This window comes from Aeromonas sp. ANP5 (assembly GCF_963870295.1).
Lineage (GTDB): Bacteria > Pseudomonadota > Gammaproteobacteria > Enterobacterales > Aeromonadaceae > Aeromonas > Aeromonas veronii.
The window spans coordinates 50305-73632 of sequence record NZ_CAWMRY010000026.1 but is presented as its reverse complement, the minus strand read 5'-3'; the positions used below and the strand labels follow the sequence as shown (position 1 = coordinate 73632).

At 59.4% G+C, this 23328-nt stretch carries 20 protein-coding genes; 12 read left to right on the top strand and 8 right to left on the bottom strand.

The genetic code is table 11. From position 1 onward, the window contains the following. Window positions 1-211 precede the first annotated feature (211 nt). From hemG to pepQ, 4 genes are read right to left on the bottom strand one after another with little or no spacing between them, the layout of a single operon-like run. Window positions 212-736 carry a menaquinone-dependent protoporphyrinogen IX dehydrogenase gene (gene hemG / locus AACT07_RS15110; RefSeq protein ID WP_005339483.1) on the bottom strand — a complete coding sequence of 175 codons (525 nt, stop codon included), beginning with the start codon at window positions 734-736 and terminating at the stop codon, window positions 212-214. A 7-nt stretch (window positions 737-743) separates the two neighbouring features. Beyond that, window positions 744-2201 (bottom strand): TrkH family potassium uptake protein, encoded by a 1458-nt coding sequence (locus AACT07_RS15105; protein ID WP_005339482.1) that lies wholly within the window; start codon window positions 2199-2201, stop codon window positions 744-746. A gap of 36 nt (window positions 2202-2237) precedes the next feature. Further along, a complete protein-coding gene (locus tag AACT07_RS15100) occupies window positions 2238-2855 on the bottom strand; it encodes a YigZ family protein (RefSeq protein ID WP_043825947.1) in 618 nt (205 codons plus the stop codon). Continuing rightward, window positions 2855-4177 (bottom strand): Xaa-Pro dipeptidase, encoded by a 1323-nt coding sequence (gene pepQ / locus AACT07_RS15095; protein ID WP_069528621.1) that lies wholly within the window; start codon window positions 4175-4177, stop codon window positions 2855-2857. The genes AACT07_RS15100 and pepQ overlap by 1 nt, the downstream gene beginning before the upstream one ends. Before the next feature lie 191 nt (window positions 4178-4368). On the opposite strand from pepQ, the gene AACT07_RS15090 reads away from it, so the two are divergent. The 6 genes from AACT07_RS15090 to AACT07_RS15065 all read left to right on the top strand — a co-directional run bounded on the left by AACT07_RS15090 (window position 4369) and on the right by AACT07_RS15065 (window position 13529). Next, on the top strand, window positions 4369-6306 hold the full coding sequence (locus AACT07_RS15090; protein ID WP_069528619.1) for an acetoacetate--CoA ligase: 1938 nt from the start codon (window positions 4369-4371) through the stop codon (window positions 6304-6306). A 204-nt stretch (window positions 6307-6510) separates the two neighbouring features. Then, the gene (fadB, locus tag AACT07_RS15085; protein ID WP_069528617.1) at window positions 6511-8658 is read left to right on the top strand and encodes a fatty acid oxidation complex subunit alpha FadB; all 2148 of its coding nucleotides are present in this window, start codon (window positions 6511-6513) and stop codon (window positions 8656-8658) included. A 21-nt stretch (window positions 8659-8679) separates the two neighbouring features. After that, entirely contained in the window at window positions 8680-9843 is a 1164-nt protein-coding gene (gene fadA / locus AACT07_RS15080; protein ID WP_005342451.1) for an acetyl-CoA C-acyltransferase FadA, read from the top strand. A 278-nt stretch (window positions 9844-10121) separates the two neighbouring features. Next, complete coding sequence (locus tag AACT07_RS15075; RefSeq protein ID WP_005339475.1) at window positions 10122-10844, top strand: response regulator; 723 nt, start codon at window positions 10122-10124, stop codon at window positions 10842-10844. Next, on the top strand, window positions 10841-12286 hold the full coding sequence (locus AACT07_RS15070; RefSeq protein ID WP_069528615.1) for an ATP-binding protein: 1446 nt from the start codon (window positions 10841-10843) through the stop codon (window positions 12284-12286). Before AACT07_RS15075 ends, AACT07_RS15070 begins: the two co-directional genes overlap by 4 nt. Before the next feature lie 4 nt (window positions 12287-12290). After that, complete coding sequence (locus AACT07_RS15065) at window positions 12291-13529, top strand: ABC transporter substrate-binding protein (RefSeq protein WP_069528613.1); 1239 nt, start codon at window positions 12291-12293, stop codon at window positions 13527-13529. A 75-nt stretch (window positions 13530-13604) separates the two neighbouring features. On the opposite strand, the gene AACT07_RS15060 is transcribed toward AACT07_RS15065, so the two are convergent. Then, entirely contained in the window at window positions 13605-13796 is a 192-nt protein-coding gene (locus AACT07_RS15060) for a hypothetical protein (protein ID WP_005339471.1), read from the bottom strand. Window positions 13797-13965: 169 nt separating this feature from the next. On the opposite strand from AACT07_RS15060, the gene tusA reads away from it, so the two are divergent. Together tusA and AACT07_RS15050 are read left to right on the top strand one after the other, a co-directional pair. Next, window positions 13966-14211, top strand: coding sequence for a sulfurtransferase TusA (tusA, locus tag AACT07_RS15055; protein ID WP_005339470.1), 246 nt, complete (start codon window positions 13966-13968; stop codon window positions 14209-14211). A 21-nt stretch (window positions 14212-14232) separates the two neighbouring features. Further along, window positions 14233-14580 carry a RidA family protein gene (locus AACT07_RS15050; protein WP_005355943.1) on the top strand — a complete coding sequence of 116 codons (348 nt, stop codon included), beginning with the start codon at window positions 14233-14235 and terminating at the stop codon, window positions 14578-14580. A gap of 144 nt (window positions 14581-14724) precedes the next feature. On the opposite strand, the gene AACT07_RS15045 is transcribed toward AACT07_RS15050, so the two are convergent. Both AACT07_RS15045 and AACT07_RS15040 read right to left on the bottom strand, forming a co-directional pair. Then, the gene (locus tag AACT07_RS15045; protein WP_069528611.1) at window positions 14725-15381 is read right to left on the bottom strand and encodes an OmpA family lipoprotein; all 657 of its coding nucleotides are present in this window, start codon (window positions 15379-15381) and stop codon (window positions 14725-14727) included. Window positions 15382-15510: 129 nt separating this feature from the next. Further along, on the bottom strand, window positions 15511-16083 hold the full coding sequence (locus AACT07_RS15040) for a DNA-3-methyladenine glycosylase I (protein WP_069528609.1): 573 nt from the start codon (window positions 16081-16083) through the stop codon (window positions 15511-15513). Between the two features lie 222 nt (window positions 16084-16305). Here AACT07_RS15040 and glyQ point away from each other — a divergent pair, with 222 nt between their 5' ends. From glyQ to AACT07_RS15020, 4 genes are all read left to right on the top strand, one after another. Next, the gene (gene glyQ, locus AACT07_RS15035; protein ID WP_005339464.1) at window positions 16306-17229 is read left to right on the top strand and encodes a glycine--tRNA ligase subunit alpha; all 924 of its coding nucleotides are present in this window, start codon (window positions 16306-16308) and stop codon (window positions 17227-17229) included. Window positions 17230-17238: 9 nt separating this feature from the next. Then, a complete protein-coding gene (gene glyS, locus AACT07_RS15030; protein WP_069528607.1) occupies window positions 17239-19308 on the top strand; it encodes a glycine--tRNA ligase subunit beta in 2070 nt (689 codons plus the stop codon). 161 nt (window positions 19309-19469) lie between these two features. Then, window positions 19470-20288: a restriction endonuclease gene (locus AACT07_RS15025; protein ID WP_069528605.1), complete on the top strand. Its 819-nt coding sequence runs from the start codon at window positions 19470-19472 to the stop codon at window positions 20286-20288. Between the two features lie 453 nt (window positions 20289-20741). Beyond that, window positions 20742-21506 (top strand): EAL domain-containing protein, encoded by a 765-nt coding sequence (locus tag AACT07_RS15020; protein WP_069528603.1) that lies wholly within the window; start codon window positions 20742-20744, stop codon window positions 21504-21506. Between the two features lie 120 nt (window positions 21507-21626). Here AACT07_RS15020 and AACT07_RS15015 read toward each other — a convergent pair whose 3' ends face one another. Continuing rightward, a complete protein-coding gene (locus AACT07_RS15015; protein ID WP_069528601.1) occupies window positions 21627-23165 on the bottom strand; it encodes an ADP-ribosyltransferase in 1539 nt (512 codons plus the stop codon). Window positions 23166-23328 lie beyond the last annotated feature (163 nt).

The following is a 23328-nucleotide window of genomic DNA, read 5'->3' as shown; positions in this document are numbered from 1 at the left end:
CCGGCTTCGCAAGGAAGCTGGCTCATCAGTTCGGCGTGTTCCGCCGTGCTGGTAGGGGCGCATTATAGGGAGTCCCGCCGGGATGACAAGAGGAAAACTGCAAAAAATGACACTTTTTGCAGTTTTCCAGTTCAACCGTTGCTTTATTAAACAAAAGCCCCGCATCGGCGGGGCTGTTTCGGGCAATAAACCCTGAATTTACATCACTCTGCTATCTTTTTGACCAGAACTCGCGTGCGAAGCTGCGCACCTTTTCCCAATCGGTAAATTCAATGTCCTTACTGGTATCGGTACTGCCACCGGTAATCTTCATGATCAACTGGATAATGCGAGTCTGCCACCAGTTATAGCGGGAATATTGCAGCGCACCGGCAAAGACGCCCAGGGTTTTCGGCTTCCAGGGAGAGAGGCGCAGAAACTTCTTCATATAGGCATTGGTTTGCGGCGTCTGCTTCTCTGGCTTGCGGGCCGTCAGGTTGACACAGAAGAAGGCCGCATTGGCCACCTCCAGCTGCTCCTGATGAGCATGAATAAAGCTGAACAGGCTGGGATGGAAGTTGCCATAACGAATGGAGGCGCCGATCAAGACCTTGGCATACTTGCTGAGGTTGCACATCGGCAAGGTGTGCAGGTCATGCATCACCACTTCACATCCCGGCATCTGCTCCAGCATGACATCGACTATTTTGCGGGTTTGGCCATCCCGAGAGGAATAAAGCACCAGAATCTTGTCCATAACAACCTCAACTACGCCAGAATGCAGGAGTAAACAGTACCAGAAGCGTAAAAATTTCCAATCGGCCAAACAACATGGCCAACACCAGTACCCACTGGGCCGCTGGCGAGATATTGCCGAAGTTGGCTGATACCTCTCCCAAACCCGGGCCTACGTTGGTGAAAGCCGCCGCCACAGCGGTGAATGCGGTCACTTCGTTCAGCCCCGTCATCAGCAACAGCAACATGAACATAAAGAAGAGAATAATATAGGTGGCGAAGTAGCCCCACACCGCCTCGACGATGCGCTCGGGCACCGCCCGATTCCCCAGCTTCAAGGTATAGATGGCTCTGGGGTGAACCAGCCGCTTCAACTCGCGCATCCCCTGCATGAACAGGATCATGAAACGCATCACCTTGATACCGCCGCCGGTACTGCCTGCACAACAGCCGATAAAGGCGGAGAACATCAACAGCATGGGCAGGAACGAGGGCCAATCTGCATAGGTCGTGGTGCTATAGCCGGTGGTGGTACCCAAAGAGACCGCCTGGAAAAGGCCGTGGTTGAGCGCCTCTTGCCAGGTGGCGTAGTGCCCGTGGGTCAGCAAGGCGACAAAGCAGATCATCACCAGGGTTGCCTGGATAGCCAGGAACACCTTGAGCTCAGAATCGTAAAGGTAGCGTCCGAGCCGCACCGGGCGGTGAGAGAAGACGGTAAAGTGGAGCGCAAAGTTCACGCTGGCCAGCAGCAGGAACACCACGGTAATCAGGTTGATGACCGGACTGTTGAAGAAACCAATGCTGGCATCGTGAGTGGAGAAGCCACCGACCGATAGAGTCGAGAACGAATGGCACACTGCATCGAACAGCGTCATTCCGGCGAGCCAGTAGGCCAGCGCACAGAGTGCGGTCAGCAGCAGATAGATGAACCAGAGCGCCTTGGCCGTTTCGGCGATGCGCGGCGTCACCTTGGTATCCTTAACCGGCCCCGGGATCTCGGCGCGATAGAGCTGCATGCCCCCGATCCCCAGCAGTGGCAGAATGGCCACCGCCAGTACGATGATCCCCATGCCCCCCAGCCACTGCAGCAGCTGGCGATAGAACAGAAACGCCTTGGGCAGATTATCGAGCCCGGTCAGTACCGTTGCGCCTGTGGTGGTCAGGCCGGAAAAAGATTCGAAGAAGGCCTCCGAGACCGACATATCCGGCACGTCGCTCATGATGAAGGGCACCGCCCCCACACTGCCCAGCACGGTCCAGAACAGCACCACGATGAGGAAACCCTCTTTCGAGCGCATCTCCTTCTTGTGATAGCGATTGGGAAACCAGAGCACCACACCGAGCAGCAGGGCGATCAGAAAAGAGCTGACGAACTCGGCACCACCACCATCCCGATAGCCAAAGGCCACCAGCGCAGGCAACAGCATGGTCGAGCTGAACAGCGCAACCAGCAGGCCAACAATGCGAATAATGCTCAGGATGTGCATTACAGCTCCCTTCCCCCAATTAAAGAGCGATGGATTCTAGCCATCTAAGGGGCTGAGGGATACCCGCCCATGAGTCCGGTCGGTCAATTCACGGTCCACCTGAGCCCAAACCGAGGACTCCCACGCAACCTGCAAGGTGACCTGCTGACCGTAATCCGCCGCCAGCAATTCGCCATTATGGCTGCTGATCAGCGACTCGACTGTCCCCATGTCACCGTAATCGCAGTGAATGAGGGAGGGAGTGCGCGGCACCTTGAGCAGGGTTGGCAATTGCTTGAGGGCAGCACCGACGCCGCCTCCATAGGCTTTGACCAATCCACCGGTACCAAGCTGGATGCCGCCGTAGTAACGCACCACCACGGCACAGATTTCACCGATCCCCGAGCCCATCAACTGGGCCAGGATCGGCTTGCCCGCAGTACCGGAAGGTTCGCCGTCATCGCTGAAGCCATAAACCTGACTATCTTGCGGCGCACCCGCCACAAACGCCCAGCAGTGATGGCGCGCGGCCGGATGTTGGCGTTTGATCTCGTTAACCCACCCCTTGGCCGCCTCGACGGTCGGGGTGTGGGCGATCAGGGTAATGAAGCGGCTCTTCTTTATCTCTTCGGTCAACTCCAGCGGGGCAGCTGGAATGGAGTACGCTGCCGCCATCAGAGTCCTGCTTGTCTGGTCATGTTTTCCACCCCGTTGGCGTGCAGCACCACGTTGTCTTCGATGCGGATACCGCCGAACGGACGCAGCGCCTCCACCTTGTTCCAGTTGACCCGTTTGCCCTGTTCGCCCTGACGCAGCGGCTCCAGCAAACTGTCGATGAAGTAGAGTCCCGGCTCGATGGTGAACACCTGATCCACCTCCATCACCCGGGTGCAGCGCAGATAGGGGAACAGCTCGGGCGCCGCCAGGTGGGTGCCGCGCTCATCCTGCATGAAACCGCCCGCATCGTGCACCTGCAAACCGAGGAAGTGGCCGAGACCGTGGGGGAAGAAGACATTGGTCACCCCGGTGTTGATCATCTCGTCTACCGACATGTCCACCAGCTCGGTCGCTTGCAGCAGGCGCGCCAGCTTGTGGTGCATCTGCAGGTGCAGCTCGCTGTAGCGGCGACCCGGTTTGATCTCCTTGATGATCTCCTGCTGCTGCTCGTCGAGGGCGGCAATCAGATCGGCGAACTCGCCGCGCCGCCACGCCCAGGTGCGGGTGATGTCGGAGGCATAACCGTGAAAATCGACGCCGGCATCGATCAGGAAGGAGTGACGTTCCGCATCGGGCACCCGCACGGCAGACAAATGAGTGTAGTGAAGGATGGCCGCATTGCGGTTGATGGCGACGATATTACCGTAGGGCGCCTCATTGGCCCCCTGCCCGACCGCCTTCATGTAGGCCAGATTGATCTCGAACTCGCTCGCCCCCGCCATAAAGGAGTCCTTGGCGGCGATATGGCCGCGTACCCCAATCCGGTTCGCCTCGCGCAGACACTCCAGCTCGTAGGTTGTCTTGTAGGCGCGGTGATAGTGCAGGTAGTTGAGCACCGCCTCCGGATTGGGCTGGGTCAGCCCCAGCAGTTCAGCCACTTCCAGATGACCGCCCAAATAGGCCCACTCCTGCTTGTTGGCAGGTAGATGGTCGGCCACCTGTTCCGGCCGGGTCAGGAAACGGATATCGAAGAACTCGACCCAGAAGGCATTGGGCAGATCCGCTACTTTGTGCCAGAAATCCACCGGGCGGTAGAACAGCAGGATTGGTTTGTTCACCCCGTCCACCAGCAGCCAGCAGTGGGGATTGTCCAGCACCGGCAACCAGGCCTTGAAGTGGGGGTTTACCTTGAACGGGTAATCCTGATCATCGAGGAAGATGCGGTGGGTCTGGCCGGAGTGGATGGCCAGTCCGCTGAGCCCCTGTTGTTGCAGAATGTCGCGGGTGCGCTGCTGCAAGGTATCGAGGTGCTGGGCAAAAAGTTGGCTGTAGCTGCTCATGGCGTCCTGCTCCGAGGTGAATGTGATTGCAGCATAACATCAAGCGCTTGGCGGCTCGACCCGTCAAGCTGCCGCTTCGTGAGGTAACGCATACGTTACAAACATGTTTGTTATCAACACAAAACCAATCATTAACAAATCAAAAACAATTCAATACACTGCCGGTAGATACATGAAGTCAGGGATTACTCATGGACAACCTCTGCCTGTGGCAACCGGATCCGCTCGGGATGCAGCAATCCAACCTCTACCGTTTTATGGCGGAGGTGAACCGTTTCCACGGCTTGCAGTTGCAGAACTACCCGCAGCTTTATCAATGGTCGGTGGAGAAGACCACCCGTTTCTGGCCGCTGGTATGGCAGCACTGCGGCGTCAAAGGCGAGCTCGGCAACATAGTGGCGGAAAACCGTCAGGATATGCAGCGCACCCGCTGGTTCCCCGATAGCCGCCTCAACTTCGCCGAAAACCTGCTGCGCCGTCAGGACGAGAGCCCGGCCATCATCTCCCGCATCGAAGGGAGCCCAAGTCGCACTTTGAGCTGGGGTGAACTGGGGGAACAGGTTGCCCGGCTGGCTCAGTGGCTGCGTCATCAGGGGATTGGTCGTGGCGATGTGGTCGCCGCCTACCTGCCCAATATTCCGGAAACAGTGGTTGCCATGCTGGCAACCACCAGCCTCGGCGCGATCTGGACCTCCACCAGCCCCGACTTCGGCGAAGCCAGCGTGGTGGAGCGCTTCGGCCAGACCCAACCACGAGTGCTGTTTGCGGTGGATGGCTATCGCTACAACGGCAAGGCTATCGACATTCAACAGAAGGTCGCCAGCGTGGTGAGCCAGATCGGCAGCATAGAGCAGACGGTGATGATCCCCCTGCTCGGCAACCCGCTGCAGCTTGGTCACGACTGGCAGCAAGTGCTGGCGAGCCAGCACGATGCCCAGCTCACCTTCGAGCCGATGGCTTTCAATGACCCGCTCTACATCCTCTACTCCTCCGGCACCACCGGCAAACCCAAGTGCATAGTGCACGGCATCGGCGGCACCCTGCTGCAACATCTGAAAGAACACCAGCTGCACTGTGACATCAAGCCGGGGGAGCGGATCTTCTACTTCACCACCTGTGGCTGGATGATGTGGAACTGGCTGGTAAGCGCGCTCGCCTCCGGCGCCACCCTGGTGCTCTACGACGGCTCACCGTTTTATCCGGATGGCAATGTGCTGTGGGATCTCGCCCGCGACGAGCAGGTCAGCTTGTTCGGTACCTCGGCCAAATATCTTGATGCGCTGCACAAGCAGGGCTACGCCCCCATCAACAGCCACGATTTGCCGCACTTGCGGCTGATCTGCAGCACCGGATCTGTGTTGTCGCCGGAGGGGTTCGACTACGTCTATCAACAGATCAAAACAGATGTACAACTGAGCTCCATCTCCGGCGGCACCGACATCTGTTCCTGCTTCGTCATCGGCAACCCGCTCAGCCCTGTCTATCGCGGCGAGAGTCAGGGGCGCGGCCTTGGCCTCGCGGTGCAGGTATTCAACGAGGCGGGCCAACCGGTGCAGGGGGAGAAAGGCGAGCTGGTCTGCACCAAGCCGTTCCCGGCCCAGCCCATCTACTTCTGGGGCGACGAGAATGGCGACAAGTACCATGCCGCCTACTTCGAACGGTTCGACAACATCTGGTGCCACGGCGACTGGATCGAGCTGACCCCGACCGGCGGCATTCTGTTCTACGGCCGCTCCGACGCCACCCTCAATCCGGGCGGCGTGCGCATCGGCACCAGCGAGATCTACCGCTATGTCGAACAGCTCGACGAAGTGGAAGAGAGCATCGTCATCGGCCAGCAGTGGCAGCAGGACGAGCGGGTGGTGCTGTTCGTCAAGCTCAAGGCGGGTTGCAAGCTTGATGAGCCGCTGCGCGAGCGGATCCGCCAGCAAATAAAGCAGCACTGCACCGCCCGCCACGTGCCCGCCCGCATCCTGCAGGTGGATGCCATCCCCCGCACCAAGTCCGGCAAGATCGTCGAACTGGCGGTGCGGGAAGTGGTGCACAATCGGCCCGTCAACAACACCCATGCCCTCGCCGATCCCGAGGTGCTGAACCAGTATCGCAACCGGCCGGAACTGGCCAGTTGATAACAAACTCACATCCATCCGAGGCGCCACAAGGCGCCTCTCTTTCGCCTGTTTTGTGATGAAGAGCTTTTACTCGATATCTGTTAAACAAATGTTTTAAATAGGTGTTGAAAATGTCTCCTTTTGGATCAATAGTGAGCCTCGCCCCCTGCTGGGGATTAAGGAGCACCACTCCCCACTGAGTGGGAACAAGGAGACACTCTCATGATCTACCAAGGCGAAACCCTGTCGGTCAGCTACCTCGAAAACGGCATTGCCGAGCTGAGGTTTGATGCCCCGGGTTCAGTCAACAAGCTGGATCGCGCTACCCTGCTCTCCCTGAGCGAAGCGATCGCCGCATTACAACAAGAACGTGAACTAAAAGGTCTGATCCTCACCTCCGGCAAAGACGCCTTTATCGTCGGTGCCGACATTACCGAATTCCTGGAACTGTTCGATCTGCCGCAAGAAGATCTGCTCGGCTGGCTGAAAAAGGCCAACGACATCTTCAACGCCATCGAAGATCTGCCGGTGCCGACCCTCTCCGCCATCAAGGGACACGCTCTGGGCGGCGGCTGCGAGACCATTCTCTCCACCGACTTCCGTCTGGCTGACACCAGCGCCAAGATTGGCCTGCCCGAGACCAAACTCGGCATCATGCCGGGCTTTGGCGGCACCGTCCGTCTGCCGCGGGTGATCGGCGCCGACAATGCGCTCGAGTGGATCACCACCGGCAAGGATTACCGTGCCGATGACGCCCTCAAGGTGGGCGCCATCGACGCCGTGGTTGCCCCGGACGCACTGCAGAGCGCTGCGCTGCAGATGATCAAGGACGCCATCGCGGGCAAGCTGGATTGGCAGAGCCGTCGCGCCGCCAAGAAAGCCCCGCTGCGCCTCTCCAAACTGGAAGCCATGATGAGCTTCACCACCGCCGCCGGCATGGTTGCCGCCGTAGCGGGCAAACACTATCCGGCGCCGATGACTGCGGTGAAAACCGTCGAGGCCGCCGCAGGTATGGGCCGTGACGAGGCGCTGGCCGTCGAGGCACAGGGCTTTATCAAGCTGGCCAAGACCGATGTCGCCAAGGCACTGGTCGGTATCTTCCTGAACGATCAGCACATCAAGGCGCTGGCCAAGAAGGCGGCCAAGCAGGCTGCTAAGGCCACTGGCCACGCCGCCGTACTGGGTGCCGGCATCATGGGTGGCGGCATCGCCTACCAGTCTGCCAGCAAGGGCATTCCGGCGGTGATGAAAGACATCAACGAGAAGGCGCTGGCACTTGGCATGGGCGAAGCCACCAAGCTGCTCAACGGCCAGCTCGAAAAGGGCCGCATCGATGGCATCAAGATGGGCCAGGTGCTCTCTGCCATCACTCCCACCCTCAGCTATGACAACGTCAAGCATGTGGACGTCGTGGTCGAAGCCGTGGTCGAGAATCCCAAGGTGAAAGCCGCCGTACTGGGCGAAGTGGAAGGGATCATTGGCGAAGACGCCGTGCTCGCCAGCAACACCTCCACCATTCCCATCTCACTGCTGGCCAAGGGGCTGAAGCGCCCGCAGAACTTCTGCGGCATGCACTTCTTCAACCCGGTGCACCGCATGCCACTGGTGGAGATCATCCGCGGCGAGCAGACATCCGATGAAACCATCAACCGCGTGGTGGCCTACGCCGCCGCCATGGGCAAGTCGCCGGTGGTGGTCAACGACTGCCCGGGCTTCTTCGTCAACCGCGTGCTGTTCCCCTACTTCTTTGGCTTCAACAAGCTGGTTGCCGATGGCGCCGACTTCGCGGCCGTCGACAAGGTGATGGAGAAAGAGTTTGGCTGGCCGATGGGCCCCGCCTACCTGCTGGACGTGGTCGGTATCGACACCGGTCACCATGCCGGTGACGTGATGGCGCAGGGCTTCCCGGCACGCATGAGCAAGGAAGGCCGTACCGCCATCGACGTGATGTACGAAGTTAACCGCTTCGGTCAGAAGAACGGCAAGGGCTTCTACGCCTACGAGCAGGACAAGAAGGGCAAGCCGAAGAAGGTGGCTGACGCCGCCAGCTACGAGCTGCTGGCCCCCATTGCCAAGCCGAAACAGGATTTCGACAAGGAAGCCATCATCGCCCGCATGATGATCCCGATGATCAACGAGGTGGTGCTCTGTCTGGAAGAGGGCATTGTTGCCACGCCAGCCGAAGCCGACATCGCACTGGTCTACGGTCTGGGCTTCCCTCCCTTCCGCGGCGGCGTGTTCCGCTATCTGGACACCATTGGTCTGGATCGCTACGTGGCCATGGCCGACCAGTATGCCGACTTGGGCCCGCTCTACCGCGTCAGCGACCGCTTACGCGAGATGGCTGCCCAGGGCAAAACCTTCTACTGATTGCGGAAAGGAGATCCATTCATGAAAGACGTAGTCATTGTCGACTGTATCCGGACCCCGATGGGCCGGTCCAAGGGCGGCGCCTTCCGCAACGTGCGTGCAGAAGATCTGTCCGCGCACCTGATGAAATCCATCCTGCTGCGCAACCCCAACCTCGACCCGAACGAGATCGAGGATATCTACTGGGGCTGCGTGCAGCAGACCCTGGAGCAAGGCTTCAACATCGCCCGCAACGCCGCGCTGCTGGCCGGCATTCCCAAGCAGGTGGGGGCGGTGACAGTCAACCGTCTGTGCGGCTCCAGTATGCAGGCGCTGCACGACGCCTCCCGCGCCATTCAGGTGGGTGATGGGGATATCTTCATCATCGGCGGCGTCGAGCATATGGGTCACGTGCCGATGAGCCACGGCGTTGACTTCCACCCGGGCATGGCCAAGTCGGTGGCGAAAGCCTCCGGCATGATGGGGTTGACCGCCGAGATGCTCGGCAAGCTGCACGGCATCAGCCGCCAGCAGCAGGACGAGTTTGCCGCCCGCTCCCATCGCCGCGCTCACGCCGCCACCGTGGAAGGGCGCTTTGCCAAGGAGATCGTCGGGCTGGAAGGCCATGACGCCAGCGGTGCCCGCTTCTTCTACGACTATGACGAGGTGATCCGCCCGGAGACCACGGTCGAAACCCTGAGCCAACTGCGCCCGGTGTTCGACCCGGTCAACGGCACCGTCACCGCCGGTAGCTCCTCGGCGCTGTCAGATGGCGCCGCCGCCATGCTGGTGATGAGCGCGGATCGCGCCAAGGCCCTCGGCCTCACGCCGCGCGCCAAGGTACGTGCCATGGCCATCGCTGGCTGTGACGCCGCCATCATGGGTTACGGCCCGGTGCCGGCCACCCAGAAGGCGCTCAAGCGTGCCGGTCTGACTGTCGGTGATATCGACCTGTTCGAGCTGAACGAGGCGTTTGCCGCCCAGTCCCTGCCCTGCGTGAAGGATCTGGGTCTGCAGGACCTGGTGGACGAGAAGGTGAACCTGAACGGCGGCGCCATTGCGCTGGGCCACCCCCTCGGCTGCTCCGGCGCCCGCATCTCCACCACCCTCATCAATCTGATGGAGGAGAAGGATGCCACCCTGGGGGTTGCCACCATGTGTATCGGTCTGGGTCAGGGCATCGCCACCGTGTTTGAACGGGTGTGATAACCAGCCGGATCGACGGGATGCACTACTGAGAGTTGTCCCTTTTCGGGGCCAGTCTGACTGGCCCCTTTTCAAGTCTGTGACGATCGCCACACGGGGTGCTCGTCAGTGGTCAGAAGCTGTCTGTTGGCCGTCCCGTTTGGGTCGGCCTTTTTTCGTTTTAATCTTATCAATAGGCTGTTATTGCCTTAAACCTCACATTAGATGGGGGGCTTGCTTGCTTTTTACTCCCCCGACAGGTTCAATCTGCACAAAAAAATGGGTGGATGCACATACATATGTCAATGAGCAAACAACTGCTGATCGTCGATGACGACCAAGAGATCCGCGAGCTGCTCAATGAGTACCTGACCCGGGCGGGCTTTCAGGTATTGACGGCGGCGGAGGGCAACGAGATGCGCCAGCAACTCGCCCAGCACAGCCCGGACCTGATTATTCTGGACATCATGATGCCCGGCGAGGACGGTTTTACCCTCTGCCAGCAGATCCGTCGTGACTCCCAGGTGCCCATCATCATGCTGACCGCCGCCTCCGACGAAGCGGATCGGGTGATCGGCCTCGAACTCGGCGCCGACGACTATATCGCCAAGCCGTTCAGCCCCCGTGAACTGCAGGCCCGCATCAAGGCGCTGTTGCGCCGCGCCGAATTCCGCCAGCCGGAAAAAGAGAAAGAGCCAAGCCGCCGTCTGCGTTTTGCCGAGTGGACCCTCGACACCCTGAGCCACCAGCTGACCCATGATGATGGCAGCCTGCTGGATCTCTCCGGCAGCGACGCCATGCTGCTCGGCATGTTCCTGCAACAGCCCGGCGTGGTGCTGGATCGGGACACCATCTCGGATGCCACCCGCGGCCGCGAAAGCCTGCCGATGGAACGCGGCATAGACGTACAGATCAGCCGTCTGCGCCAGAAGCTGGGCGATAACGGCAAGAGCCCGCGCATCATCAAGACCATCCGCGGCAGTGGCTACATGCTGATTGCCGAGGTGCACGAACTGCCATGAGCAACAAGTGGTCCTGGGGGGCGCTGGTGCCCCGCTCCCTGTTGTCACGGATGATCCTGCTGCTGTTGCTGGCCATCCTGCTCTCCCAGACCATTCTGACCGGCATCTGGATGCAGCAGATCCAGAAGCGGGAGCTGGAGGGGATGCTCAGCACCACCCGCAACCTCGCCATGTCTGCCGCTTCCACCGTCAATTTCTTCAAATCCCTGCCGCTGCAATATCGCCATATCGCGCTGGACCAGCTGCGCAACATGGGGGGCAGCCGCTTCTTCGTCTCGCTCAACGAGGAAGAGATCCACATCAACGCCATCCCCGACAGCGAACGCAAGACGCAGGTGCTGGAGGAGGTGCAGGGAGTGCTGACCCGCAAGCTCTCCGATGCCATGGCGATCAAGGTGGACTTCTCCCGACCCGATGACCTCCACGTCTTCAACAACGACACCCTGCTGGCGGATCTCCCCTCCTCCTGGGCCCGCTACACCCTGTCGCTGGAGCCGCTCAATCCACCGGTACTGGTGACCCAGATCGAGATTGAAAAGGGGGAGTGGCTCTATCTGGCGGCCCTGCTGCCCGCCCCCTACATGACCCTCGACGATACCGTGATGCCGAGCAACCAGGTGCGTTTCATCGCCCTGATGACGGTGTTCCTCTGCTTCTTCACCTTTATGCTGGTGCGCTGGCAGACTCGCCCACTGCGCCGTCTCGCCAAGGCGGCGGTGAATCTGGGCAAGGATATCGACCAACCTTCGCTCAAGGAGGAAGGAGCATCGGAAATCGTGGCGGCCACCCGCGCCTTCAACATCATGCAGCACCGCATTCGTCGCTATATCGACGATAGAGAGCGGCTGTTCAGCTCCATCTCCCACGACCTCAAGACCCCCATCACCCGGCTGCGGCTGCGGGTCGAACTGCTCGATGACGAGGTGCAAATCGCCAAGTTCAACAAGGATCTCGACGAACTGGAACTGATGGTGAAAGGGGCGCTGCAGACGGTCAAAGAGACCGACATTCACGAGAATATCGAGGAGATCGACATCAACGCCCTGCTGGAGCAGATGGCGGAGTCGATGAACCTGCACGACGAGCGACTGACCATCGAAGGGCACTGCAAGTGGCCCTATCGCGGCAAGCTGCTGGCGCTCAAGCGCTGCATCGGCAATCTGGTGGACAACGGCATCAAATATGGCCAGCAGGTGCGCATCATCATCATGGATGACGAGGAGATGCTGATCCTCTTTATCATGGATGAGGGCCCCGGCCTGCCGGACGATCAGTTCGAGCGCATCTTCGAACCCTATTACCGGCTCAGCACCGATCAGGCTGGCACCGGCCTCGGCCTTGGCATCGCCCGCAACATAGCCCACGCCCACGGCGGCGATCTAGTGCTGGAAAACCGTCCGCAAGGTGGCCTGCAGGCCACGCTCTCCCTACCAAGGCAGTAACCTTATGAAGTGGTTGTCTTTTTCTGTCATCGCCCTGCTCTCTGCTCCCGTTGCCGCCTCCCAGGTGGAGGTACTGCACTGGTGGACCTCCGGCGGCGAAGCGAAAGCGGTCGAAGTGCTCAAATCCGAGTGGACCAAACAGGGCAACCAGTGGAACGACTTTGCAGTGCAGGGTGGCGGCGGCAAGAGTGCCATGACGGTATTGAAGAGCCGGGCACTGGCGGCCAACCCACCAGAGGCGGCCCACCTCAAGGGTTATGAGCTCAAGGAGTGGGCCGGGCTCGGCTTTTTGCGCGATCTCAGCCCGATGGCCGAACACCTCGGCTGGTACAGCCAGATGCCGCCCATGGTGCGTGCCACCCTCAGCCAGAATGGCGCCCTGATGGCGGTGCCCACCGGCATCCACCGGGTCAACTGGCTGTGGCTCAACCGCAAGATCTTCGAGCGCAACAAGCTGACTCCGCCCACCGACTGGGCCCAGTTTGTCACCGTCGCCGACCAGCTTAAAAAACGGGGCATCACCCCGCTCGCCATCGGCAACGAGCCCTGGCAGCTGGCGGTACTGTTTGAAACGGTGGCGCTCGGTGAGGGCGGTAAAGAATTCTATCGCAAGGCGTTCCTCGAACAGGACAGCGCCACCCTGACCGGCCCCGACATGGTGCGGGTGTTGACCCGTTTCCAGCAGCTGCGCACCTATGTGCCGCAAAAATACGCCGGTCTGAAGTGGCATCAGGCCACCAATCTGCTGGAGAGCGGTGGCGCCGCCATGCAGGTGATGGGCGACTGGGTGAAGGGTGAACTGAGCGCGGGCAACTACCGACCGGGTGAGGATATCGCCTGCCTGCCGAGCCCGGGCAGCGCCGGACTGTTCAGCTACAACCTCGACTCCATCGCCATGTTCAAACAGCGGGATCCGGCCCAGTTGCAGGCGCAGGGGGATCTGGCCCAACTGCTGATGACGCCGAAATTCCAGGAAGAGTTCAATCGGGTAAAGGGGTCGATCCCGGCGCTGACCAATCCCGACATGAGCAAGTTCGACCGCTGCGCCGTCAGCTCCTATCAGGATTTCCTGCTGGCGGAAAAGCAGGACAACCTGCTGCCCAGCATGGCGGAAGGGATGGCGACGCCGACCAATATGCGGCAGGCGATCCTCGATGTGCTGAGCAACTTCTTCAACGACCCCAAGGCCAACCCGGAGCAGACGGCGCTGCATCTGGAGCGGGCGATGCGCTCGACCCGCTGATCCGGGTACATTGCCAAACGGCAGAAATGACAAAGGCGGAATTGCTCCGCCTTTGTTGCTGAATCGTCATCCGATTCAGGATTGATCGTTCTCGTCCTCATCCTCGTCATAGTAATCGCTGAGCTCGATCCAGAGCCCCAACCCGACCATCACCATGGAGCCGAACCAGGTACCGGTATTCCCGATCGGGCTGCCCATCACTATCATGGCGAAGGACAAGAACCCCATGCCTGCATAGGCTTGTAATCTGCCGTAGGAGACCTGCATATTCACCTCCTTGTTGAATATGGTTCAATTTTTATATTACTCGTCCGGCGCAAGCTGGATAGGGCCGAATAACATTTCGGTTACATATGCTGGTTGACGGGGCGTTTGTTTGATTATTTTTTAGCCCTGAGTATCATTGGCAGCCGAATAGGTTGAAGGTTGATGATAGATGAGTGATTTATTCTGCGGTGCAACCCACGAGTTGGACGCAATCGGGCTTCGTTGCCCGGAACCCGTTATGATGGTTCGCAAGAAAGTGCGGCTGATGGCGGATGGCGAGACCCTGCTGGTCAGCGCCGACGATCCTTCAACCACCCGCGACATCCCCAGTTTCTGCCGCTTTATGGATCACACCCTGGTCGCCAGCGAGACAGAGCAGGCCCCCTACCGCTATCTGATCCGCAAGGGTCAATAAGCCCCCGTACCGGAGCACTCCATGACAACCATTACCCGAATCGGCACCACCCAGCGTTGGTCAGACGTGGTCATCCACAATGGCACCCTCTACGTGGTGGAAGTGCCCGTCAGCGAAGAGGCCGACATCCACCAGCAGACCCGCGAAGTGCTGGCGAGCCTGCAGCGCCTGCTGGAAGCCAACGGCTCCGGCGTCGACAAGATCCTGATGGCCAATATCTATCTCAAAGACATTCAGGATATCGCTGCCTTCAACGAGCAGTGGGATGCCTGGATCCCGGCTGGCACCGCCCCCGTACGCGCCTGCGTACAAGCCCGCCTCGCCCACGAAGGCTACAAGGTGGAAGTGCAGCTGACTGCGGCAGTCTAAGAGGCGCTTATCCCCCTCATCCCCGCCCCTTCTCCCACGAGGGGAGAAGGGAGCAAACAACAAGGCGTCATTGCTCACCACGGCGCCAATAGAAAGGCCCCGCCATCACTGGCGGGGCCTTTTCGTTACCGAAACCTGAACGACTTAGGCGGTCGGGGTCAGGGTAATGGTCACGCGGCGGTTCTGGGCTTTGCCAGCGGCGGTGCTGTTGGTAGCAACCGGCTGATCCGGGCCCACGCCGGTGGTGGAGATGCGGCTACCTGCTACGCCCTGACCAATCAGCTGGGCGGCAACAGCATCGGCACGATCGCGGGAGAGCTTCATGTTCAGATCGCGGGAACCTGTACTGTCGGTGTGACCGACCACGTTCAGGCGGGTCTTGTCGAACTCGGCAACCACCATGGCCACGCCGGAGAGGGTGTTGGCACCGGCCGCTTTCAGCTGGGAGCTGGAGCTGTCGAAGGTCACGTTGTTCGGCATGTTGAGGATCAGCTCATTGCCATTACGGGTCACGCTGACGCCGGAGCCCTGAAGCTTCTCGCGCAGCTTGGCTTCCTGCACGTCCATGTAGTAGCCGATACCGCCACCCAGCGCTGCGCCGGCAGCAACGCCGGTCAGGATGCCCTTCTTGCGGTCACCCTTGCTGGAGGAGAGCGCACCTACAGCCGCACCGGCAGCGGCGCCAGCCAGCGCGCCCCAGGCACCTTTTGAGGTCTGGGATTCACCTGTGTAGGGGTTGGTGGTACAGCCGCTCAGGGCAACGGTCAGTGCCAGAGCAGGCACCAGGATCTTGGCTCGCATGAAAAAACCTCTGTGAAAACAATCCGGCACCATGCCGGGGGCCGGATTGTAACGCGCTGGCACGCCATTGTCTGACGCAAGCCTGAACAGACGGCGAGAGTGGTGTTTTTTTGGGCGATCGGCGGGTGGTCAGCGCGGTAACTGACACTCGGCGTGGCAAGGACAGCTGACCAGATGATCGTTCACCATCCCCACCGCCTGCATAAAGGCGTAACAGATGGTGCTGCCGACGAAGTTGAAGCCGAGCTTCTTGAGCGCTTTCGACATGGCATCCGACTCCGGCGAGGTCGCCGGAATATCGCCGTTGCCCTGCCGCTGGTTGACGATGGGGGCGCCGCCGACAAAGCCCCACAGGTAGTCGGCGAAGTCGATCCCCTGCTCCTGCAACGCCAGATAAGCGCGGGCATTTCTGATGATCGACTGCACCTTGAGCCGGTTGCGGATAATGCCGCTGTCCTGCATCAACCGCTCCACATCCTGCTCGTCGAAGCAGGCAATCTGCACCGGATCAAAGTCGGCATAGGCCCGGTAATAGCTCTCGGTGCGCTTGAGGATGGTGATCCACGACAGCCCCGCCTGCTGACCGTCGAGGCAGAGCTTGGCAAACAGCTCGCGGGCGTCATAGACCGGCCTGCCCCACTGTTTGTCATGGTATTCAATGTATTCCGGGTCTTTGGTCACCCAGGCGCAGCGCAGTTCCATTTCCTCTCCCTCGTTATTTCAGCGGTTTGCCCGACCCTGCCCACTCTGCAGGCGGCACTGCTCACATCATATACCGGACATCCCGCCCGACCAGCCACAGCGCAGCACCATCCCGCGAATCCGCTGCAATTTCGCCTATTATCCGACCATGCCAGACGGTATACTCCCTCGGTTCACATTCAGCAAATCTTGCTCTGATTTTCACTTCGCGCGAAAAAAATTATGCAAAAATTCGATGTCAAAACCTTTCAGGGCCTGATCCTGCAGCTGCAGGACTATTGGTCCCGCCAGGGCTGTACCATCATTCAGCCGCTGGATATGGAAGTGGGTGCCGGTACTTCCCACCCCATGACCTGTCTGCGTGCCCTGGGCCCGGAGCCCATCGCCTGCGCTTACGTGCAACCGTCCCGCCGTCCGACCGACGGCCGCTACGGTGAAAACCCGAACCGCCTGCAGCACTACTACCAGTTCCAGGTGATCATCAAGCCTTCCCCCGACAACATTCAGGAACTCTATCTGGGCTCCCTGAAAGAGCTGGGCATGGATCCTGAAATCCACGACATCCGCTTCGTGGAAGACAACTGGGAAAACCCGACTCTGGGTGCCTGGGGTCTGGGTTGGGAAGTGTGGCTGAACGGCATGGAAGTGACCCAGTTCACCTACTTCCAGCAGGTTGGCGGCCTCGAGTGCAAGCCGGTCACCGGCGAGATCACCTACGGTCTCGAGCGTCTGGCCATGTACATTCAGGGCGTGGACAGCGTCTACGATCTGGTCTGGTCTGACGGCCCTCTGGGCAAGACCACCTACGGCGACGTGTTCCACCAGAACGAAGTGGAGCAATCCACCTACAACTTCGAACACGCCGATGTGGAGTTCCTGTTCCACTGCTTCGAGCAGTACGAGAAGGAAGCCCAGAATCTGCTGGCACTGGAAAAACCGCTGCCGCTGCCTGCCTACGAGCGCATCCTCAAAGCCGCTCACTCCTTCAACCTGCTGGATGCCCGCAAGGCCATCTCGGTCACCGAGCGTCAGCGCTACATCCTGCGCATTCGCACCCTGACCAAGGCCGTGGCAGAGGCATACTACGCCTCCCGCGAAGCGCTGGGCTTCCCTATGTGTCAGCGCAGTGAGAACAAGCAAGGTTAAGGAACGGACATGGCACAACATACATTTCTGGTAGAGATCGGTACTGCTGAGCTGCCGCCCAAAGCCCTGCGCTCCCTGGCCGAAGCCTTTGCCGACAACTTCAAAGCCGAACTGACCAAGGCCGACCTGGCCTTCGGCGACGTCGAGTGGTTTGCTTCACCGCGCCGTCTGGCACTGAAGGTAAGCGAGCTGGCAGGCGAACAGCCGAGCAAGAGCGTCGAGAAACGCGGCCCGGCCGTCGCTCAGGCGTTCGATGCTGAAGGCAAGCCGACCAAGGCTGCCGAAGGCTGGGCCCGTGGCAACGGCATCACCGTTGAGCAGGCCGAGCGTCTGGTCACCGACAAGGGCGAGTGGCTGGTTCACACCGCCAAGGTCGAAGGCCGTCCGGCCGTCGATCTGCTGGGCGAGCTGGTTGCCTCTGCACTGGCCAAGCTGCCGATCCCCAAGATGATGCGCTGGGGCGACAAGACCATCCAGTTCGTGCGTCCGGTCTTCACCGTGACCCTGCTGCTGGATGGTGAGCTGGTGCCCGCCCACATTCTGGGTATCGACTCTGCCCGCACCATCCGCGGTCACCGCTTTATGGGCGAGAGCGAATTCACCATCGACAACGCCAACCAGTACCCGCAGATCCTGCAGGAACGCGGCATGGTGATTGCCGACTTTATGGCCCGCAAGGCCAAGATCAAGGCTGACGTCGAAGCGGCCGCTGCCGCCTTCGGTGGCGTAGCCGATCTGGACGACGCCCTGCTGGAAGAAGTGACCGCACTGGTCGAGTGGCCTGTGGTGCTGACCGCCAACTTCGAAGAGAAGTTCCTGGCCGTTCCGGCTGAAGCACTGGTGCACACCATGAAGGGTGACCAGAAGTACTTCCCGGTCTACGACAAGAACGGCAAGCTGCTGCCGAAGTTCATCTTCGTCACCAACATCGAGTCCAAAGACCCGAGCCAGATCATCAGCGGCAACGAGAAGGTGGTTCGCCCCCGTCTCTCTGACGCCGAGTTCTTCTTCAAGACCGACCTCAAACAGACTCTGGCCTCCCGCCTGCCGCGCCTTGAAACCGTGCTGTTCCAGCAACAGCTGGGCACCGTCAAGGCCAAGGTCGAGCGTATCGAGACCGTCGCCGGCTTTATCGCCGAGCACATCGGTGCTGATGTCACTCAGGCCAAGCGTGCCGGTCTGCTCTCCAAGTGTGACCTGATGACCAACATGGTCGGCGAGTTCACCGACACCCAGGGTGTCATGGGGATGCACTACGCCCGTCACGATGGCGAAGACGAAGCAGTGGCTGTGGCCCTCAACGAGCAGTACATGCCGCGCTTTGCCGGTGATGCCCTGCCGTCCGGTCTGGTTGCCTGCGCCGTCGCGCTGGCCGACAAGTTCGACACCCTGGCCGGTATCTTCGGCATCGGCATGCTGCCGAAGGGTGACAAGGATCCGTTCGCCCTGCGTCGCGCCGCCATCGGTGCCCTGCGCATCATGACCGAGAAGCAGCTGGATCTGGATCTGGTTGAACTGGTTGAAGAAGCGGTACGCGTCTACGGCGACAAGCTAACCAACAAAACCGTCGTTACCGACGTGGTCGACTTTATGCTGGGCCGCTTCCGCGCCGCCTATCAGGACGAAGGCATCGGTGCCGACGTGGTGCTGGCCGTACTGGCCCGCCGCCCGACCCGTCCGCTCGACTTCGATCGTCGCGTCAAGGCCGTCAGCCACTTCCGCACGCTGGATGCCGCACTGGCACTGGCTGCCGCCAACAAGCGCGTGAGCAACATTCTGGCCAAGGTCGAAGGCGAACTGCCGACCGCCGTCAAACCGGAACTGCTGGTCGATGCCGCCGAGAAGGCGCTGGCTACCCAGGTTGCCGAACTGCAAGCCGAACTGGCCCCGCTGTTCGCCGCCGGTGACTATCAGGCTGCCCTCACCCGTCTGGCCGCCCTGCGCGAGCCGGTCGATACCTTCTTCAACGAAGTGATGGTGATGGCCGATGACGAAGCTCTCAAGGCCAACCGTCTGGCGCTGCTGAACAACCTGCGCAACCTGTTCCTGCAAGTCGCGGATATCTCCCTGCTGCAGTGATATGGTTGGGTAAGTGATATTAAAAACGGCGCCGTAAGGCGCCTTTTTTTGTTTTTGATCACATAAACATCAATGCTATTTCATATGGAGGCTTCCTCACTTGACCATTACAAGTTATATGGAGGATATTAATATTAGCTTTGTTTTTCTGGGAAAATACAATGACTATTGTTGAGGCGATAAAAGAAGTTCTTAGCTCAAACAACAAACCAATGACCTCACAGGAAATATATAGTGAAATCATATCTAGAGGGCTATATGAGTTTGGAGCAAAGCAACCAGAATCGATTGTAAACAGTAAGTTACGAAAGCATTGTTTTGGATTGGACTTTCCATCCTCTAGTCCTGCAAAACATTTTATAATATCTAGTAAGAATGGAAAGATAACTAAATACTTCATATTTGAAAACGTCCAGCAACAGAAGTTACTGAGCAAAAAAGAAGTCACCGAAACAAGTACGGATAAAATTCCAGAAGAGAAACTCCATGATGCATATCGGGAGCATATCAATAATGTTAAATCCCTTCTACTAGAAAGAATTCTAGCATCTGACCCTGCATTTTTTGAAAGGCTAGTTGTTGATCTATTACTGTCAATGGGTTATGGCGGAAACTCCCCAGATGCAGGATTAGTTAGTGGATCTCCTGGAGATGGTGGCATTGACGGCGTGATAAAAGAAGACAAGCTTGGTCTAGATAAAATATATATTCAAGCCAAGAGATATTCAGAGAAAAGCATTGGAAGACCCGATGTACAACAATTTGTTGGCGCAATGGAAAATGTCCAAAAAGGAGTTTTCATCACAACGTCGTCATTTTCAAAAACTGCCATTGAGTATGCAGCAAAACAACAAAAAAGTATTATTTTAGTAGATGGAATTCTTTTATGTGACTTAATGATTAACCATGGTGTAGGAGTGTCAACTATTAAAAACTACTCCACATTTAAAGTTGACAATGACTATTTTGAAGATGATTGAAATTTTTGATCGTAGGTTCGATTAGCCGTCAGGCGTAATCGGACATTCGCGTAAATCGATTCTCTCGCCATAACGGCCAGCCGCACTTCCCCCTCCTGCTGGCCGATCCTGTTGCACGGCAACAACAACTATCAACACCTCTCGTTCGTCCGATTACACTGCGCTAATCGAACCTACAGGGGGTAATGAGCTGTTATCATTTGAGACAGTGCCCAGCCCGTAGGTTCGATTAGCCGCCAGGCGTAATCGGACGTTCGCGTAAATCGATTCTCTCGCCATAACGGCCAGCCGAATTCTCCCCTCCGGCTGGCCAACCCTAACTCACGGCAACAACCGCAACCAAAGCCTCTCGTTCGTCCGATTACGCTGCGCTAATCGAACCTACAGGGGGGTAATGAGCTGTTATCATTTGAGACAGTGCCCAGCGCCGCCACGGCCAATCAGAGGAACGTCATGGATATACCTGCTGCCCCATCCCCCGCCATCTGCCAGCTGTGTCAGGAGAAAGCAGATCTCGACTTCGACTTCACCATGGCCTTCCAGCCCATCGTCGATTGCAGCCAGCGCACCATCTTCGGCTATGAGGCGCTGGTGCGGGGGATCAACAATGAACCGGCGCAGAGCGTGATTGCCCGGGTCAACGACGACAACCGCTACCGCTTCGATCAGCTGTGCCGCATCAAGGCCATCACGCTGGCGGCACGGCTCGGGATGAAGGGGATGCTGAGCATCAATTTTCTGCCCAACGCGGTCTATCGCCCGGAGCGCTGCATCCGCACCACCCTGCAGGCGGCCCGCGAGCACCACTTCCCCATCGCGCAGATCATGTTCGAGCTGACCGAGGTAGAGCAGGTGCAGGATAGCCAGCATCTTCGCGGTATCGTCGATCACTATCAGGCCCTCGGCTTCAAAACGGCGATCGATGACTTTGGCGCCGGTTACTCAGGCCTCAACCTGCTGGCCGATTTTCACCCCAACATCGTCAAGCTCGATATGCACCTGCTGCGCGGCATCGACCATGACCCGACCCGACAAGCCATAGTGCGCCACTGTCTGGCCCTGTTTGCCGAGCTGCAGATCACCCCGCTGGCGGAGGGGATCGAAACCCGCGAAGAGATGGCCTGCCTGCGGGAGATGGGCATCAGCCTGATGCAGGGCTATCTGTTTGCCCGCCCCGGCTTTGAAACCCTGCCCGAAGTAGATTTCGCCAGCCTATAAGCCAGTCGGTCTGCACTGCCTCCCCCTCAACCTACTCCCGCCCGAATAAGAAAACGGACACCCGAGGGTGTCCGTTTTTATGTCATATCACCTTGCCCCGAGGGGCTGTGTGCTGACGGTTTACAGATAGCTCTCATCGACGCCGATATGGGCCAGCGCAGCCAGTTCGAGCGGTGTCAGCTGGCTGGCGGAGTCGATCATGGTCGGCTCGCCACGGGCGGACCCGGGCAGTTGCAGCCGCTCCTTGAGCGCATCGGTCAGGCTGCCCACCAGATTGCCCATGCGGGTCAGGCGGGAGACCAGCACGGCCTCAGGACTGCTTTCGCTATCGGCAAAGCCGGAGACCTGAGCCACCGCGAAGTCGCAGATAGCCCTGGCCCGATCACCAAAAGCCCCTTCCAGCTGTTGCAGCACCTGCCGCGCCTCGCTGTCGCCGAGACGCCCCAGCTCCGCCTGCATATGGCCGGAGTCAAAGCGCAGTCGCGCCCCGGCATCTAGCCGTTCCTCTCGCGGCTTGAGCGCGGTATGGTCCACCCACGCCTGCTCGGTCTGACCGGCAAACTGCATCAGGCCGCCCAGCACCAGCCGCTGGTTGGGACGCGCCGAGGCGAGGCTGTCGAGGGCATGACCAAGGGAAGAACCCTTGGCATCGCTGCCGCTGGCCAGCGAGAGCGCCAGAGTGCGCAGGGTTTGCAGGTCGCCGCGGGTCTGCAACTTGGCCATGTGGGAGCCATTGATGGAGCCATCGGCAATGTGTTGATGCAGGGCGTTGAGATCGCTGCTGCTCAGGGTCACCTCGGTCGAGGTTTGATCCCGCAGCAGGTAGCTGGCCTGATAGCTGATAAGATCCAGCGCCAACTTGTAGCCGGTGGCCGGGGTCTGCCGCGCCATGGCGACCTGTTCGCGAGCAGCCCCTTTGCTTTCACCGCTTTGGACGGGCACCGCATCCGCTGTTGTGGCCGCGCTTTGCGCCGGTTCACCAGCGATTTCAGCCTTGACGGCCCGCTGCAGGTCGGCCACTTCACCCATCGCGGTGTGCAGCTGGCTCATCGCATCCTGCAGCAGTTCGGGGGTGGCGCTCGCGAGCAGGTCGGTCACCTTGCCCCCCACAGTGCCCCACTGCTGGAGCGGGATACCGGCGATGGGGCGGGCCAGCAGCCCGGCAGCCAATTCCCGGAGTTCCGGCTGCTGGGAGCCGACGACAACAGCCTGCAACGCGGTGCAGAGAGAGCGCAGTGGGCCGTTGCCGGTCGCCAGAGTGGCGTGCTCCTTGCCCAGTTGTTCGGCGGCGATGTTGTTCAATACGTCCGCCTTGGCAAAGCCACCCAGCGAGCTGCCAAATGCAGCCTGCTTCATCAGGCGCTGAAGATCCTCGGGGGAAGTGGCGGTTTGCGTCTTCGGCGCAGCGGCACTCTTGCCGCTCCCCAGCAGGTTGCCGATCCACTCTTTGATGGCCACAAACGGGCGGGCCAGTTGGGCCCCCAATCGCGAGAGCAGCCCCTGCCCTTTCTGCGGTTCGCTGCGGTTGCCCAGCAAGATCGCATCTTGTCCGGTGGCAACCTGACGTGCCTCCAGCTGGCCCATCCGGCCAACCCCTGTGGTTGCATCACTGTGGTGAGCGACGGCCTGTGTGCCGACGGTGTTTGCTTGAATCTGCATGATGATTGTCTTCTTGTGATGTTTCGCCGTCAGTCTAGGAGAGGCCATCAACAGGGACTATCGGGATTGGTCGCGATTTTTGCACTGAGCGCGGCGTGCTATCTCGCTGACCGAAAAGCTAAAAAAAGAGAGCCACCAACTTGCACTGAGCCCCCTATAGCCC

Coding starts and splice junctions, on each gene's coding strand:
- AACT07_RS15065 (WP_069528613.1), top strand. CDS start 12,291: ATGAAGTGGTTGTCTTTTTCTGTCATCGCCCTGCTCTCTGCTCCCGTT.
- tusA (WP_005339470.1), top strand. CDS start 13,966: ATGAGTGATTTATTCTGCGGTGCAACCCACGAGTTGGACGCAATCGGG.
- fadA (WP_005342451.1), top strand. CDS start 8,680: ATGAAAGACGTAGTCATTGTCGACTGTATCCGGACCCCGATGGGCCGG.
- fadB (WP_069528617.1), top strand. CDS start 6,511: ATGATCTACCAAGGCGAAACCCTGTCGGTCAGCTACCTCGAAAACGGC.
- AACT07_RS15070 (WP_069528615.1), top strand. CDS start 10,841: ATGAGCAACAAGTGGTCCTGGGGGGCGCTGGTGCCCCGCTCCCTGTTG.
- hemG (WP_005339483.1), bottom strand. CDS start 736: ATGGACAAGATTCTGGTGCTTTATTCCTCTCGGGATGGCCAAACCCGC.
- AACT07_RS15090 (WP_069528619.1), top strand. CDS start 4,369: ATGGACAACCTCTGCCTGTGGCAACCGGATCCGCTCGGGATGCAGCAA.
- AACT07_RS15015 (WP_069528601.1), bottom strand. CDS start 23,165: ATGCAGATTCAAGCAAACACCGTCGGCACACAGGCCGTCGCTCACCAC.
- glyQ (WP_005339464.1), top strand. CDS start 16,306: ATGCAAAAATTCGATGTCAAAACCTTTCAGGGCCTGATCCTGCAGCTG.
- glyS (WP_069528607.1), top strand. CDS start 17,239: ATGGCACAACATACATTTCTGGTAGAGATCGGTACTGCTGAGCTGCCG.
- AACT07_RS15060 (WP_005339471.1), bottom strand. CDS start 13,796: ATGCAGGTCTCCTACGGCAGATTACAAGCCTATGCAGGCATGGGGTTC.
- AACT07_RS15105 (WP_005339482.1), bottom strand. CDS start 2,201: ATGCACATCCTGAGCATTATTCGCATTGTTGGCCTGCTGGTTGCGCTG.
- AACT07_RS15040 (WP_069528609.1), bottom strand. CDS start 16,083: ATGGAACTGCGCTGCGCCTGGGTGACCAAAGACCCGGAATACATTGAA.
- AACT07_RS15020 (WP_069528603.1), top strand. CDS start 20,742: ATGGATATACCTGCTGCCCCATCCCCCGCCATCTGCCAGCTGTGTCAG.
- AACT07_RS15045 (WP_069528611.1), bottom strand. CDS start 15,381: ATGCGAGCCAAGATCCTGGTGCCTGCTCTGGCACTGACCGTTGCCCTG.
- AACT07_RS15025 (WP_069528605.1), top strand. CDS start 19,470: ATGACTATTGTTGAGGCGATAAAAGAAGTTCTTAGCTCAAACAACAAA.
- AACT07_RS15100 (WP_043825947.1), bottom strand. CDS start 2,855: ATGGCGGCAGCGTACTCCATTCCAGCTGCCCCGCTGGAGTTGACCGAA.
- AACT07_RS15050 (WP_005355943.1), top strand. CDS start 14,233: ATGACAACCATTACCCGAATCGGCACCACCCAGCGTTGGTCAGACGTG.
- pepQ (WP_069528621.1), bottom strand. CDS start 4,177: ATGAGCAGCTACAGCCAACTTTTTGCCCAGCACCTCGATACCTTGCAG.
- AACT07_RS15075 (WP_005339475.1), top strand. CDS start 10,122: ATGTCAATGAGCAAACAACTGCTGATCGTCGATGACGACCAAGAGATC.